The following is a 12968-nucleotide window of genomic DNA, read 5'->3' as shown; positions in this document are numbered from 1 at the left end:
GGAGGCCGCCATGATGCGCATCCTTGCCGCCGGCGCCCTGATTCTGCTTCTCTGGTGGGTCGTCGCCCGCCACCGCCGGCAGCGCCTCTCCGTGCGCGAAGCCTTCATCCGCGGGTATGCTTTCCCGAAGGGCTTGTACGAGAGGCTGGGCGAACGCTATCCGCATCTTTCCGCGGCGGAGCGCGCGCAGGTCGGCCATGGCTTGAAACAGTTCTTCCTTGCCTATGCCCGCACCGGGAAATTCGTCTCGATGCCTTCCCAGTCCGCGGACGCCCTGTGGCATGAATTCATCCTCTACACCCGCGCCTACGAGGTATTCTGCCGGCAAGCCTTCGGCCGCTTCATGCACCATACGCCGGCGGTCGCACTCGAAAAGAGACGGCAGGGCAATGGAGGATTGCACCGCATCTGGCACGAGACTTGCCGCCAGGAGGGCATACAGCCGTCGCGGCCGGCGCGCCTGCCGCTCTTGTTTGCGCTCGACGGCATGCTGCAGATACCGGGCGGATTCTTCTACCACCCGGATTGCAAGGGACTCATCCAGGCGGACGCCTCGGCCGCGACGGTGTATTGCGCCGGAGATTTCGGCGGCTCGTCTTCCTGCGGCGGGGATGGCGGATCGGACACTGACGGCGACGGCGATGGCGGCAGCGATAGCGGCGGCGATTCCGGATGCAGCGGCGGTTGCGGCGGCGACTAGCGCCGGTTCTGCTTCATGATCTTCTGCTGTTCCCGCTGCCAGTCGCGCTCGCGCTCGGTATCGCGCTTGTCGTGCTGCTTCTTGCCCTTGGCGAGGCCGATCTCGCACTTGATCCGGCCCTTGCCATAGTGCAGGTTGATCGGCACCAGGGTGTAGCCGGCACGCTCCACCTTGCCGATCAGTTTCTTGATCTCGTCGCCATTCAGCAGCAGCTTGCGGGTGCGGACCGGGTCGGGGGAAATGTGGGTGGAAGCGGTCGGCAGCGGACTGATGTGCGCGCCGAACAGGAAGACCTCGCCGCTGCGCACGATCACGTAGGCTTCCTTGAGCTGCACGCGGCCGGCACGGATCGACTTGACTTCCCACCCTTCCAGCACCATTCCCGCTTCGAAGCGTTCTTCGATGAAATAGTCGTGGAAGGCTTTTTTATTGTCGACAATGCTCATGAGTGTGGGAAACGGGCGGGTCGGTTAAAATTCGAACCTTCTATTCTATCAAAACGGTCTTTTCTCGATGGCGGTCGTGCACAAGTCGGTATTGCTGGCATACAGCGCGGAACAGATGTATGCGCTCGTGGAACGGGTGGAGGATTACCCGAAATTCCTGCCCTGGTGCGGCGGCGCGGAGGTCAGGGAGCGAAGCGAAGACAAGGTGGTGGCGTCGGTCGCCATCAACTACCATGGCGTGCGACAGAGCTTCACCACCCGCAACCTCAATACCCCGCCCGAGCTGATCGAGATGACCCTCGTCGAAGGACCGTTCCGGCAATTGAACGGGCAATGGCGTTTCAAGGCCTTGCGCGCCGACGCCTGCAAGATCGAGTTCGACCTGAACTACGAGTTTTCCAGCCGCGTGCTGGAGCAGTTGATCGGCCCGGTATTCAACATGATCGCCAACAGTTTCGTCGATTCGTTCTGCAAGCGCGCCGAGGCAGTCTATGGCTGAGTTGCGCGTCCAGGTATGCTACGCCCGGCCTGAGCGGCAGATCCTGATGGACATCATGGTCGCGCAGGGCTCGACCTTGCGTCAGGCGATCGACGCGAGCGGGATGCTGGCTGAGGCGCCGGAAATCGATCTGGACCAGGCCCGCGTCGGCATCCACGGCAAGGTGAAGACGCTCGACACCGTGCTGCGCGAAGGAGATCGCGTGGAAATCTACCGTCCCCTGATCGCCGATCCGATGGAATCGCGGCGGCGGCGCGCGGAGAAGAAGAGGGACTGATCGGCTGCGCAGATTTAAGAAGGTCTTTCGGATAAACCGATGTGCGGGCCAATATGCGGTGTCATTCCCGCGCAGGCGGGAATCCCATGTTGCGCCTCTCCGGACGACGGAAATGAGATTTCTGCCAGCGCGGGAATGACAGTGATGTGATGCGGCATCTCCATTTCATTGAAAAATTCTCGCAAATCGGCCGGGTTTAACCCACTTGGCTCACCTTCCCTTTGCCACTCACTTGCACTTGTCCAGGATGCGGCGGTTGTCCGCGCTTTCGCGGCTGCGCTGCGCCTCATCGAGGTAGATACGCTCGCCATTACTGGAAAGCCTGCTGATGCGCTCGCCTGACTCGAGCGAACGCTGGTAGTCCCTGGCGCGTTCGCAGTTGCGGCTCATGTCCTGGGCGAATTGATCCTTTTCCGCCGTCTGCCGCTCGCGTTCCTGACGTTCCGTCATGCGCTTCTTGTAGTCGGCATTGCGCTCGGCGGTGGAGGGCGGTCCTTTGGGTGCATCGCCGGCGGGCGCGGCGTCCGCGGATGGCTCCGGGGAAGCGGCGGGACGGCCTGGCTGCTTGAGGATGCGCGATGCCGGCACGTCGGTCGGCGGCGGACGATCGGAGAATTGCTTGACGCCGCGTTCGTCGAGCCAGAGATATTGGGCCAGGCCCGTCGCGGGAAAGGCGGCTGCGAGCGCAATGGCGAATGGCAGGGCGCGGAAGAAGGAAAGAGGCGTCGGCATGATCTTCGTCGAGGTGGCAAGGCGGGAAGTCCGCGGGGCAACATGCCGATTTCGCCATGCTTTACCAAACGTGTCAACGCATGAAACCGCGAATTACGGTTTGATTTCATGCAAAAACAACGGCGCATCCGCCTTTTCTGTATAATGCCGCTTTGCGCCTATAGGAAACACTATGCGTCTACTCCAGAAAGCACTCACGTTCGATGACGTGCTCCTCGTTCCGGCCCACTCGGACATCCTTCCCAAAGACACTTCCCTCAAGACGCGCCTCTCGCGCAACATCTCGCTGAACATTCCCTTGCTGTCGGCGGCGATGGACACCGTCACGGAAGCGCGCCTCGCAATCGCCATGGCGCAGGAAGGCGGCATCGGCATCATCCACAAGAACCTGAAGCCCAAGGACCAGGCGCGCGAAGTTTCCAAGGTCAAGCGTTTCGAATCCGGCGTCGTGCGCGACCCGATCACCATTCCCCCCACCACCCGCATCCGCGACGTCATGGCGCTCTCCGAGCAGCATGGCATCAGCGGCTTCCCCGTCGTCGAGGGCAAGACGGTCGTGGGCATCATCACCAACCGCGACCTGCGCTTCGAGGAAGAGCTCGATGCGGAAGTGCGCGCCAAGATGACGCCGCGCGAAAAGCTGGTGGTCGTGAAGGAGGGCGCCGAGCTCTCCGAGGCCAAGCGCCTCATGAACAAGCACCGCCTCGAGCGCGTTATTGTCGTCAACGACGACTTCGAGCTGCGCGGCCTCATCACCGTCAAGGACATCCAGAAATCCACCGAACACCCGAACGCCTGCAAGGATGAGCACGGCAAGCTGCGCGTCGGCGCGGCAGTCGGCGTGGGCCCGGACAACGACGAACGCATCGAGCTGCTGGTGAAGGCCGGCGTCGACGTGATCGTGGTCGATACCGCGCACGGCCATTCCAAGGGCGTGCTGGACCGGGTGAAATGGGTCAAGACCCGCTACCCGCACGTGGACGTCATCGGCGGCAACATCGCCACCGCGGCCGCCGCGCTGGCCCTCGTCGAACACGGCGCCGACGGCGTCAAGGTCGGCATCGGCCCCGGCTCCATCTGCACCACCCGCATCGTCGCCGGCGTGGGCGTGCCCCAGATCACCGCCATTTCCAACGTGGCCGACGCACTCAAGGGCACAGGCGTGCCCTGCATCGCCGACGGCGGCATCCGCTTCTCGGGGGACATCTCCAAGGCGCTGGCAGCCGGCGCGTCCAGCGTCATGATGGGCAGCATGTTCGCCGGCACCGAAGAAGCGCCGGGCGAAGTCATCCTGTTCCAGGGACGCAGCTACAAGTCCTACCGCGGCATGGGCAGCCTCGGGGCGATGTCCGAGGGCTCGGCCGACCGTTACTTCCAGGATCCCGCGAACAACGCCGACAAGCTGGTGCCGGAAGGCATCGAAGGCCGGGTGCCCTACAAGGGAAGCGTGCTGACCATCCTGTACCAGCTGGTGGGCGGCGTGCGTTCCTCCATGGGTTACTGCGGCTGCGCGACCATCGACGAACTGCGCGAGAAGGCCGAGTTCGTCGAGATCACGGCGGCCGGCATGCGCGAATCGCACGTGCATGACGTGCAGATCACCAAGGAAGCGCCGAACTACCGCGCCGACTGAGTCAGCGCGCTTTGGCGGCATCGCCGCAGAGACCATGAGCCAACCCGACAGCCCACGACCGGGCGCCGCACCCGCATTGTCAACCGACGCCGCGGACGGCACCCACACCAGAGCGGATTCGCAGCTGCTGCGTATCCGCCGGGTGGGTCGGCGCCTGTTCGGCGTGGCGAACTGCGTGATCACCTTCGAGGCGCTGCGTGCCAAGGCAGGGCAGCGCACGACCGGTTCCGCCGAAAGCCGTTTCTGCTATGAGCTGCCCCCGTCCGCCGAGCCGGTCGTCGCGCTGGATGCGCGCGCGCATCCGCTGCTTGGCGAACACCCGGGCGTCACCGGCGCGCCGCAGGTCCGCTTCTATGCCTCGCATCCCATCTTCAACCACGCGCGCGAGCTGCTCGGGTCGGTCCACCTGGTGGACTACGCCGCGCGCTCCGGCTTCAGCGAAAGCGACCGCTGCCTGCTGTCCGACATCGCGGCGCTGGTCGAGCGCGAACTTCAGCTGCGCGCGGTAAATGCCTACCAGAGCGACCTGGAAAAAAAGAACAAGAGCCTGCGCCGCAAGTCGCTGGTCGATCCCTTGCTCGGCACCTGGAACCGGGGCGCCATCATGCGCATCCTGAACATCGAAGCGGTGCGCTGCGACAAGGCCAGCCTGCCGCTGTCCCTGATCGTGGTCGACCTCGATCACTTCAAGAAGATCAACGATACCTACGGACATCCGGCAGGCGACCAGGTGCTGGTGCGCATCGCGAGCAGGCTGCGCGCTTGCATCCGGCCGCAGGAAGCGCTCGGGCGCTATGGCGGCGAGGAATTCCTCATCGTCCTGCCCGGGTCGTCGTCCCAGACGGCCGCCGCCGTCGCCGACAGGATGCGCGCCACGATCGCCGCGCAGCCCGAGCTGATCAACGACGCCACGCTCAACCTGAGCATCAGCGCAGGCGTGGCATCCACCGACCTGTTCACCACCGCGACCACGGAAGAACTCATCAGCCGGGCCGACATCGCGCTGTATGCCGCCAAGGATGGCGGACGCAACCGCGTCGTGCTGGCGACTCCCGAATCAACCTGATCCTCCCCCTGATCTTTCCCTTCACATTCCCATGCACTCCAAGATCCTCATCCTCGATTTCGGCTCCCAGGTCACCCAGCTGATCGCGCGCCGCGTGCGCGAAGCCGGCGTGTTTTCCGAAGTGTTTCCCTACGACGTCAGCGACGAATTCATCCGCAACTACGGCGCGGCCGGCATCATTCTTTCCGGCGGTCCTAATTCGGTGACCGAGGGCGACACGCCGCGCGCGCCGCAAGCCGTGTTCGAGGCCGGCGTGCCGGTGCTCGGCATCTGCTATGGCATGCAGACCATGGCGGCCCAGCTCGGCGGCAAGGTGGAGAACGGCCTCGTGCGCGAGTTCGGCTACGCCGAGGTCCGGGCCCGGGGCCATACGAAGCTCCTGAACGGCATCGCCGACTTCGTCACCGCCGAAGGCCACGGCATGCTCAAGGTCTGGATGAGCCACGGGGACAAGGTCAACGAGCTGCCGCCCGGCTTCAAGCTGATGGCGTCCACCGGCAATTGCCCGATCGCCGGCATGGCCGACGAGGAGCGTCGCTTCTACGCGGTGCAGTTCCACCCCGAGGTGACCCACACCGCGCAGGGCAAGGCCATGCTCAGCCGCTTCGTGCATGAAATCTGCGGCTGCAAGTCGGACTGGAACATGCCCGACTACATTTCCGAAGCGGTGGAAGCCATCCGCAAGCAGGTCGGCGACCAGGAAGTGATCCTCGGCCTCTCCGGCGGCGTCGACAGCAGCGTGGCCGCGGCACTGATTCACCGCGCCATCGGCGACCAGCTCACCTGCGTCTTCGTCGACCACGGCCTGCTGCGCCTCGACGAAGGCAAGATGGTCATGAACATGTTTGCCAAGAACCTCGGCGTGAAGGTGATCCATGTCGACGCCACCTCGCAGTTCATGGGCAAGCTGGCCGGCGTGACCGACCCCGAGGCCAAGCGCAAGATCATCGGCGCCGAGTTCGTCGAGGTCTTCCACGCCGAATCCGACAAGCTGAAGAACGCGAAATGGCTGGCGCAGGGCACGATCTATCCCGACGTCATCGAAAGCGCCGGCAAGGGCAAGAAGGGCGCACACACCATCAAGAGCCACCATAACGTCGGCGGCCTGCCCGAGACGCTCAACCTCAAGCTGCTCGAACCGCTGCGCGAACTGTTCAAGGACGAAGTGCGCGAACTCGGCGTGGCGCTCGGCCTGCCGCACGACATGGTCTACCGCCATCCCTTCCCGGGACCCGGTCTCGGCGTGCGCATCCTCGGCGAAGTCAAGAAGGAATTTGCCGACCTGCTGCGCCGCGCCGATGCCATCTTCATCGAGGAACTGCGCAACTGCGTCGACGAGGAAGGCCGTTCCTGGTACGACAAGACCAGCCAGGCCTTCGCCGTCTTCCTGCCGGTCAAGTCGGTCGGCGTGATGGGCGATGGCCGCACCTATGAATACGTGGTTGCGCTGCGCGCGGTGCAGACCCAGGACTTCATGACAGCGCACTGGGCGCACCTGCCGCATGAGTTGCTGGGCAAGGTGTCGAACCGCATCATCAACGAAGTGCGCGGCATCAACCGCGTGGTTTACGACATCTCCGGCAAGCCGCCGGCGACCATTGAGTGGGAATGACGGCGGGCACGCCGTGATCGAAGCAATACTGTGACTTACACCGTCAAGGAAATTTTCTACACGCTGCAGGGCGAAGGCACGCATGCCGGACGCCCCGCTGTATTTTGCCGTTTTTCCGGCTGCAACCTCTGGACCGGCCGCGAAGCCGACCGTTCGAAAGCCATCTGCCAGTTCTGCGACACCGATTTCGTCGGCACCGACGGCGAGCGCGGCGGCAAATACGATGCGGATCAACTCGCCGCGCTCATCGATTCGCTCTGGCCGTCGTCGCACGCGCATGCCAAGTTCGTCGTCTTCACCGGCGGCGAACCCTTGCTCCAACTGGACGCGCCGCTGATCGATGCCATGCATGCGCGCGGCTTCATGATCGCCATCGAAAGCAACGGCACCATCGACGTGCCGCCCGGCGTCGACTGGATCTGCATCAGCCCGAAGATGGGCGCGCCGCTGAAGGTCCGCAAGGGCAACGAACTGAAGGTCGTGATTCCGCAGCAAGGGCAGGACCTCGGCGAGTACGAGGCGCTCGAGTTCGACCACCATTACCTGCAACCCATGGACGGGCCCGACGCCCAGCGCAACACCGCGCTGGCCATCGAACTCTGCAAGGCCCGGCCGCAATGGAAGCTGAGCCTGCAAACCCACAAGCTGCTGCAGATTCCCTGAACCAACCAAACGCATGCTCACCATCACCCGCAAACTCGAATTCGACGCCGGCCACCGCATTCCGGATCACAAGAGCCAGTGCCGCAATTTGCACGGCCATCGCTACACCCTGGAAATCACCCTGGCCGGCGACATCATCCGGGAAGAGGGCAGCTCCGACCAGGGCATGATCATGGACTTTTCCGACGTCAAGGCCATCGCCAAGAGCCATCTCGTCGATGTCTGGGACCACGCTTTCCTGGCCTATGAAAAGGATACCGCCGTGCGCGAATTCCTCGACAGCCTGCCCGGACACAAGACCGTGATCATCGCCAGCATCCCCACCGTCGAAAATCTGGCGAAGACTGCCTTCGACATACTCAAGGCCGCCTACCAGGACCGCTACGGCACCGGGCTGCGCCTGCAGAAGCTGGTACTCCACGAAACGCCGAACTGCTGGGCGGAAATCACGGCGGATGCCTGACCATGGACGACGCCGTCTACATGCAGCAAGCCATCTCCCAGGCCCACAATGCCTGGGCGCTGGGCGAGGTTCCGGTCGGGGCGGTCGTCGTCAAGGATGGCGAAGTCATCGCCACCGGCTTCAACCAGCCCATCGGAACACATGATCCGACGGCCCATGCTGAAATCATGGCCTTGCGCGCGGCGTCCGCGATCCTCGGCAATTACCGGCTGCCGGGCTGCGAATTGTTCGTCACCCTCGAACCTTGCGCCATGTGTTCCGGTGCGATGATGCATGCGCGGCTGGCGCGCGTGGTCTTCGGCGCGGCCGACCCCAAGACCGGCGCCTGCGGTTCCGTGGTCAACCTGTTCGAACAGCAGAAGCTGAACCACCATACCCTCGTCACCGGCGGCGTGCTCGCCGAGCAGTGCGGCGGCCTGCTCAAGGAATTCTTCGCGGAACGGCGGCGCGCCCTCGGTTCCCGCGATGCGGCAAACACCGCCGGCATTGCCTCCCTGTCGCTCCCATCCTTGCCTGATGTAAATTAAACCCCTTGCCGTTGCGCGTAACATCGGAAAAATCGCGCACGACCGTGTAAAGTCGGAAAAGCAAAGGTGCACATTTGAGGTGCCTTTGCACGCACGACGCGCGCAAAAGCATCCACTTCGGGCGGTATTGGCTCATTCGTCAGCATCCGATGTGCTTCATTGTGCATGGCACAACGCTTGCAAACGGCACGGAGAACGCGCGGCGGCGCGCCTCGACCGGATGCCGCCGCATAACAAACTGCCTTATTTCAAAAGGGGAATGCCGTGCCGACACTTCAAAGCAATGGCATCACGATTGCCTACGAAACGCAGGGGGATGCCTCTGGAGAGCCAGTCCTGCTCATTGCCGGGCTCGGCCTGCAACTGATTTCCTGGCCCGAGCCGTTCTGCCGCACCCTGGTCGAGCAGGGCTATCGCCTGATCCGTTTCGACAACCGCGACAGCGGACTCTCGAGCAAGATGGATGAATACGGCAAGCCGGACCTCGCCGGCGCCTTCTTCCGCTCGATGTTCCACATGCCGGTGAGCAGCGGCTATACCTTGCATGACATGGCGCAGGATGCGATCGGCGTGCTGGACGCGCTCGGCATCGCGCGCGCCCATGTGGTTGGCGCATCCATGGGCGGCATGATCGCGCAAATCATGGCGGCAAGCCATGCCGGGCGCGTCAGCAGCCTGACCTCCATCATGTCGACCAGCGGCCGCCCCGGCTTGCCGGGACCGACCATGGCAGCGAACCAGGCGATGTTTTCGCGTCCCGCCAATCCGCGCGACCTCGACAGCGTGGTCGATCATTTCGTCCGGCTCTTCAAGGTGATCGGCAGCCCAAAATATCCCACGCCCGACGAAGAGCTCAGGCGCATGGTGGAAGCCAGCGTCCGGCGCAATCCGTCGTGGCGCGGCACGGCGCGGCAAATCATGGCGGTGGCAGGATCGGGCGACCGCGTCGCCTTGTTGCGCACGGTCGAGGCGCCCACGCTGGTCGTGCACGGCAGCGCCGATCCGCTGGTGCCGATCGCGGGCGGAAGGGATACCGCCTTCCTCGTTCCCGGCGCGGTCCTGCACGAGATCGAAGGCATGGGCCACGACCTGCCGCCGGGCCTGTCGGAACAGATCGCCGCGCTGATCGCGGCGCACTGCGCCGCCGCTTCGGCTCCCGCCGCGCACCGGGCGTGACCGGGCACGCCATCATCGATATCATGCTTACTTCCTGGAGCACTCCATGCTTGCAAAACTGATGCAAACCGCGAGAACCACGCTCGACCAGATCGGCGCGAAGGCGGTCAATGACGAAGACATTGCCCCGCCGAGCTGGCTGCTGCTGGCGCTGGAAGGCGGACGCGCGCCATGGGAGCTATGGGCCTCGGTCCTGACGCTGCCGGTGCTGCGCAAGGCGCCGCAGGGCGACGGCCACCCGGTGCTGGTCTTTCCCGGCCTCGCCACGGGCGATTTCACCACGCTGTTCCTGCGCCAGTTTCTGCGCGACCGCGGCTATGAGGCCTATGCCTGGGAGCAGGGCCTCAACCGGGGGCCGCGTCCCGGCGTGATCGAAGCCTGCCACGAGCGCGTCAAGGAATTGCACGCGCGGCACGACCGCAAGGTCAGCCTGATCGGCTGGAGCCTCGGCGGCATCTATGCGCGGGAGATCGCCAAGTCGCTGCCCGAGCACGTGCGCGTGGTGGTCACGCTCGGCACGCCCTTCGCCGGGTCGCCCAAGCTCACGAATGCATGGCGGCTGTTCGAACTTGCCAGCGGCATGCAGATCGACGCCAATCCCGACCTGATCGCCAGCCTGCGTGAGTCGCCGCCCGTGCCGACGACCTCCATCCTGAGCCGTACCGACGGCGTGGTCGCCTGGCAGGCCTGCCTCGAGCGCGAGACCGAGCGCTCTGAGAACGTCGAAGTCCATGCGAGCCACATCGGCATGGGCCTGAATCCGACCGCGCTGTATGCGATCGCGGACCGGCTGGCCCAGCCGGAAGGCGCGTGGCAGCGTTTCGACCGCGAGGGCCTGCAGGGAATGAAGCGGCTGCTTTACATGGATCCGCACCGCAGTTCGCTCTTCCGCTGGTAAGCACGTGAAGAATTGATGAATGCCGCGCGGGTCGCGGCGGGGCGGGAGTATGCTAATCTCGCGTTCTGCGCCGCCCCGGCGCCGTCATCCCGCCGCCATCTCAACGTTGCCGGCGGAACATCTCGCGGAGCGCCCATGACCCATTCGACCGATCCGGTTTCCTGCGGCATCGCCATCGTTGCCACCAGCGGCTATGCGCCCGACGAGCAAGCGGTCGCGCGCGCCATCGCCCGCTTCGAGTCAAGCGGCTGCCGCGTATGGAATTACTACGATCCGTCTGGCAAGCATGAACGCTTCGGCGGCGACGACGCCGCCCGCGTGGCCCAGTTGCATGCGGCCGCCCGCAATCCGGAAGTCGATGTCATCGTCGCCCTGCGCGGCGGCTATGGCCTGTCGCGCCTGCTCGGCGACATCGACCTGCAGCTGCTTGCCGAGTCGGGCAAGCGCATCGTCGGCCATAGCGACATCACCGCGCTTCAGATGGCGCTGCTCGCGCGCCAGGGCGCGGCTTCATTTGCCGGCCCCATGATCTGCGACGACTTCGGCCGGGAAGATCCGAGCGAATTCACGCTCGGCGAATTCTGGTCCTGCCTCGCCAGCGATACCCATGACGTCCGCTTCGATGCGGGCGACAGCCCGGACCTCGACCTGAGCGGCATCCTGTGGGGCGGCAACCTCGCGATGCTCTGCCATCTCGCGGGCACGCCTTACCTGCCGCGCATCGACGGCGGCATCCTGTTCCTCGAAGACATCAACGAACATCCCTACCGCGTGGAACGCATGCTGCTGCAGCTTTTCCATGCCGGCTTGCTCGACCAGAAGGCCATCGTGCTTGGCGATTTTTCCGGCTACCGGCTGAGCCCCTACGACAATGGCTATGATTTCGACCGCATGCTGGCCTACTTGCGGGAAGCGATCGACGTGCCCATCGTGCGCGGCCTGCCTTTCGGCCACATCCGCGACAAGACCACGCTGGCCGTCGGCAGCCATGCGCGCCTGCGGTGCAGCGGCGGCGAGGCGGTGCTGAGCATGTCTGGCTATCCCGCGCTGGACAAGATGGGGACGAGGTTGCTTGGAGAGAGCGCTTAATTTGCATTAGGGGTTTCCACCCGGCAGGAACCGGCATCGGCCATGCGGCACTCACGAGTCTTTCCGCCACTCCGCGTGCCTCATGCATCCTGTCGCCTTCCCATCCCCCAGCCTTGCCGCCGAGGCGGCCGACGTTTCCGCCGTGCCTGCCGTACCTGCCCAGCCCGCCCGGTCATCCGACTCTCCATGCATCACGCATCGACAGCCTGCCAGCCAGCTTGCGGAAGTCGGGGCGGGCGAAGACGATGGCTTCAATCCGAGAATCTTCCCGCCATGCAGGTCGCTGCCGCTGATCGCCGACACGCTGTCCTGGGCCATTGCGCGCGGCGACGTCGACTGGATCGCCGGTTACCTGCTGAAGTCGAGCGGCGCGACGGTGCACCGCGATCTCGTCCAGCAGCATGAACTCGTAACGCGGGCAGCCGCAAGGAATTTCGTCGAACGCCAGGATCTCGGATTCCTCGATGCCGTGCTGCGCCGCGCCGGGATGAACCGGGCGGAAGGAAATGCCTTGCTGTCGGGCGTGGCGCGGCAATACCGGAAAATCTTCATGCCCTTCGCCAGCCGTCCATACTGCCGGCGCCAGGCGGCCGCCTTCGAAAGGGAGATCGTGAAGCTGCGCCGCATCCTGCGTCCGCACGGCTTCGACCACGGGGAGCCGCGTCCCGGCGCCGGCCTGGCCAACCATGCCAACAGCCTGCCCATCACCAGGGGCGGCCGCCGGGCCTTCTCTCCCATGCATCTCGCCGCGTATGCCGCCATGGATGAAACGGGAGTTCGCGGCTTCGAACGGCGCCTCGCAACGATCCGGAAGCCAGCCCAGGCCAGGGCGAGGTTGCGCTCGGTAGGCGCCGATGCCCTCGACGCCTATTTCCTGGAAGAGCTGGCCCAGGGCGGCATTCATCTCGACGTCCGCCAATTCGGCAAGCTCGTGCGCGCCCTCGGCAGGCAAATGCAGGACCATGCCGAGCAAAGCTGGGTAATGTTCATCCCGCGGTTTCTCGAGCGCGGCCGCGAAGGCTGCCTTTGCCTCAACCTGGCCCGCAAGGGGCGGATGGTCGATTGCCGCGTCTACCTGCCGGAGGTGAGCGCGAATGCCTTCCGTCTGTCGAGGCCGCTGGACCGACCCGAGGCGCTCGACACGCTCGGACTGGACGCCTGGCTGGGCAAGGACCGCCTGGACCGGC

General features: G+C 64.6%; 14 protein-coding genes. 12 read left to right on the top strand and 2 right to left on the bottom strand.

Annotation, left to right across the window (positions count from 1 at the left end; all coding sequences use genetic code 11):
* Window positions 1-10 precede the first annotated feature (10 nt).
* A complete protein-coding gene (locus G3574_RS01545) occupies window positions 11-700 on the top strand; it encodes a glycine-rich domain-containing protein (RefSeq protein ID WP_163960189.1) in 690 nt (229 codons plus the stop codon).
* Here G3574_RS01545 and smpB read toward each other — a convergent pair.
* Window positions 697-1146 carry an SsrA-binding protein SmpB gene (smpB, locus tag G3574_RS01540; protein WP_163960187.1) on the bottom strand — a complete coding sequence of 150 codons (450 nt, stop codon included), beginning with the start codon at window positions 1144-1146 and terminating at the stop codon, window positions 697-699. The two genes, G3574_RS01545 and smpB, sit on opposite strands and share 4 nt — an antisense overlap.
* 67 nt (window positions 1147-1213) lie before the next feature.
* Between smpB and G3574_RS01535 the strand changes: the two genes are divergently transcribed.
* Window positions 1214-1645: a type II toxin-antitoxin system RatA family toxin gene (locus G3574_RS01535; RefSeq protein ID WP_163960185.1), complete on the top strand. Its 432-nt coding sequence runs from the start codon at window positions 1214-1216 to the stop codon at window positions 1643-1645.
* Window positions 1638-1922, top strand: a complete 285-nt coding sequence (locus G3574_RS01530) for an RnfH family protein (protein WP_163960183.1) — start codon at window positions 1638-1640, stop codon at window positions 1920-1922. Before G3574_RS01535 ends, G3574_RS01530 begins: the two co-directional genes overlap by 8 nt.
* A gap of 228 nt (window positions 1923-2150) precedes the next feature.
* On the opposite strand, the gene G3574_RS01525 is transcribed toward G3574_RS01530, so the two are convergent.
* A complete protein-coding gene (locus tag G3574_RS01525) occupies window positions 2151-2654 on the bottom strand; it encodes a DUF4124 domain-containing protein (RefSeq protein ID WP_163960180.1) in 504 nt (167 codons plus the stop codon).
* 172 nt (window positions 2655-2826) lie between these two features.
* On the opposite strand from G3574_RS01525, the gene guaB reads away from it, so the two are divergent.
* The 9 genes from guaB to ldcA all read left to right on the top strand — a co-directional run bounded on the left by guaB (window position 2827) and on the right by ldcA (window position 11781).
* Window positions 2827-4287, top strand: a complete 1461-nt coding sequence (gene guaB, locus G3574_RS01520; RefSeq protein ID WP_163960178.1) for an IMP dehydrogenase — start codon at window positions 2827-2829, stop codon at window positions 4285-4287.
* A 34-nt stretch (window positions 4288-4321) separates the two neighbouring features.
* The gene (locus G3574_RS01515; protein WP_163960176.1) at window positions 4322-5353 is read left to right on the top strand and encodes a GGDEF domain-containing protein; all 1032 of its coding nucleotides are present in this window, start codon (window positions 4322-4324) and stop codon (window positions 5351-5353) included.
* Window positions 5354-5384: 31 nt separating this feature from the next.
* On the top strand, window positions 5385-6965 hold the full coding sequence (gene guaA, locus G3574_RS01510; protein WP_163960174.1) for a glutamine-hydrolyzing GMP synthase: 1581 nt from the start codon (window positions 5385-5387) through the stop codon (window positions 6963-6965).
* 30 nt (window positions 6966-6995) lie between these two features.
* Window positions 6996-7628 carry a 7-carboxy-7-deazaguanine synthase gene (queE, locus tag G3574_RS01505; protein ID WP_163960173.1) on the top strand — a complete coding sequence of 211 codons (633 nt, stop codon included), beginning with the start codon at window positions 6996-6998 and terminating at the stop codon, window positions 7626-7628.
* 13 nt (window positions 7629-7641) lie between these two features.
* Window positions 7642-8091, top strand: a complete 450-nt coding sequence (gene queD / locus G3574_RS01500; protein ID WP_163960171.1) for a 6-carboxytetrahydropterin synthase QueD — start codon at window positions 7642-7644, stop codon at window positions 8089-8091.
* Between the two features lie 2 nt (window positions 8092-8093).
* Complete coding sequence (gene tadA, locus G3574_RS01495) at window positions 8094-8618, top strand: tRNA adenosine(34) deaminase TadA (protein ID WP_163960169.1); 525 nt, start codon at window positions 8094-8096, stop codon at window positions 8616-8618.
* Between the two features lie 264 nt (window positions 8619-8882).
* The gene (locus G3574_RS01490) at window positions 8883-9794 is read left to right on the top strand and encodes an alpha/beta fold hydrolase (RefSeq protein ID WP_163960167.1); all 912 of its coding nucleotides are present in this window, start codon (window positions 8883-8885) and stop codon (window positions 9792-9794) included.
* Between the two features lie 46 nt (window positions 9795-9840).
* Window positions 9841-10692: a lipase family alpha/beta hydrolase gene (locus G3574_RS01485; protein WP_235952884.1), complete on the top strand. Its 852-nt coding sequence runs from the start codon at window positions 9841-9843 to the stop codon at window positions 10690-10692.
* 135 nt (window positions 10693-10827) lie between these two features.
* A complete protein-coding gene (ldcA, locus tag G3574_RS01480) occupies window positions 10828-11781 on the top strand; it encodes a muramoyltetrapeptide carboxypeptidase (RefSeq protein WP_163960165.1) in 954 nt (317 codons plus the stop codon).
* The last annotated feature ends 1187 nt before the right edge of the window (window positions 11782-12968 follow it).

This window comes from Noviherbaspirillum galbum, assembly GCF_010974945.1.
Lineage (GTDB): Bacteria > Pseudomonadota > Gammaproteobacteria > Burkholderiales > Burkholderiaceae_D > Noviherbaspirillum > Noviherbaspirillum galbum.
This window is presented reverse-complemented; position numbering and strand designations above follow the sequence as displayed.

Bases quoted from the DNA above. Each gene is read 5' to 3' on its own strand.
- G3574_RS01515 (WP_163960176.1), top strand. From the start codon at position 4,322: ATGAGCCAACCCGACAGCCCACGACCGGGCGCCGCACCCGCATTGTCA.
- G3574_RS01545 (WP_163960189.1), top strand. From the start codon at position 11: ATGATGCGCATCCTTGCCGCCGGCGCCCTGATTCTGCTTCTCTGGTGG.
- G3574_RS01485 (WP_235952884.1), top strand. From the start codon at position 9,841: ATGCTTGCAAAACTGATGCAAACCGCGAGAACCACGCTCGACCAGATC.
- tadA (WP_163960169.1), top strand. From the start codon at position 8,094: ATGGACGACGCCGTCTACATGCAGCAAGCCATCTCCCAGGCCCACAAT.
- G3574_RS01525 (WP_163960180.1), bottom strand. From the start codon at position 2,654: ATGCCGACGCCTCTTTCCTTCTTCCGCGCCCTGCCATTCGCCATTGCG.
- ldcA (WP_163960165.1), top strand. From the start codon at position 10,828: ATGACCCATTCGACCGATCCGGTTTCCTGCGGCATCGCCATCGTTGCC.
- guaB (WP_163960178.1), top strand. From the start codon at position 2,827: ATGCGTCTACTCCAGAAAGCACTCACGTTCGATGACGTGCTCCTCGTT.
- smpB (WP_163960187.1), bottom strand. From the start codon at position 1,146: ATGAGCATTGTCGACAATAAAAAAGCCTTCCACGACTATTTCATCGAA.
- guaA (WP_163960174.1), top strand. From the start codon at position 5,385: ATGCACTCCAAGATCCTCATCCTCGATTTCGGCTCCCAGGTCACCCAG.
- G3574_RS01530 (WP_163960183.1), top strand. From the start codon at position 1,638: ATGGCTGAGTTGCGCGTCCAGGTATGCTACGCCCGGCCTGAGCGGCAG.
- G3574_RS01535 (WP_163960185.1), top strand. From the start codon at position 1,214: ATGGCGGTCGTGCACAAGTCGGTATTGCTGGCATACAGCGCGGAACAG.
- queD (WP_163960171.1), top strand. From the start codon at position 7,642: ATGCTCACCATCACCCGCAAACTCGAATTCGACGCCGGCCACCGCATT.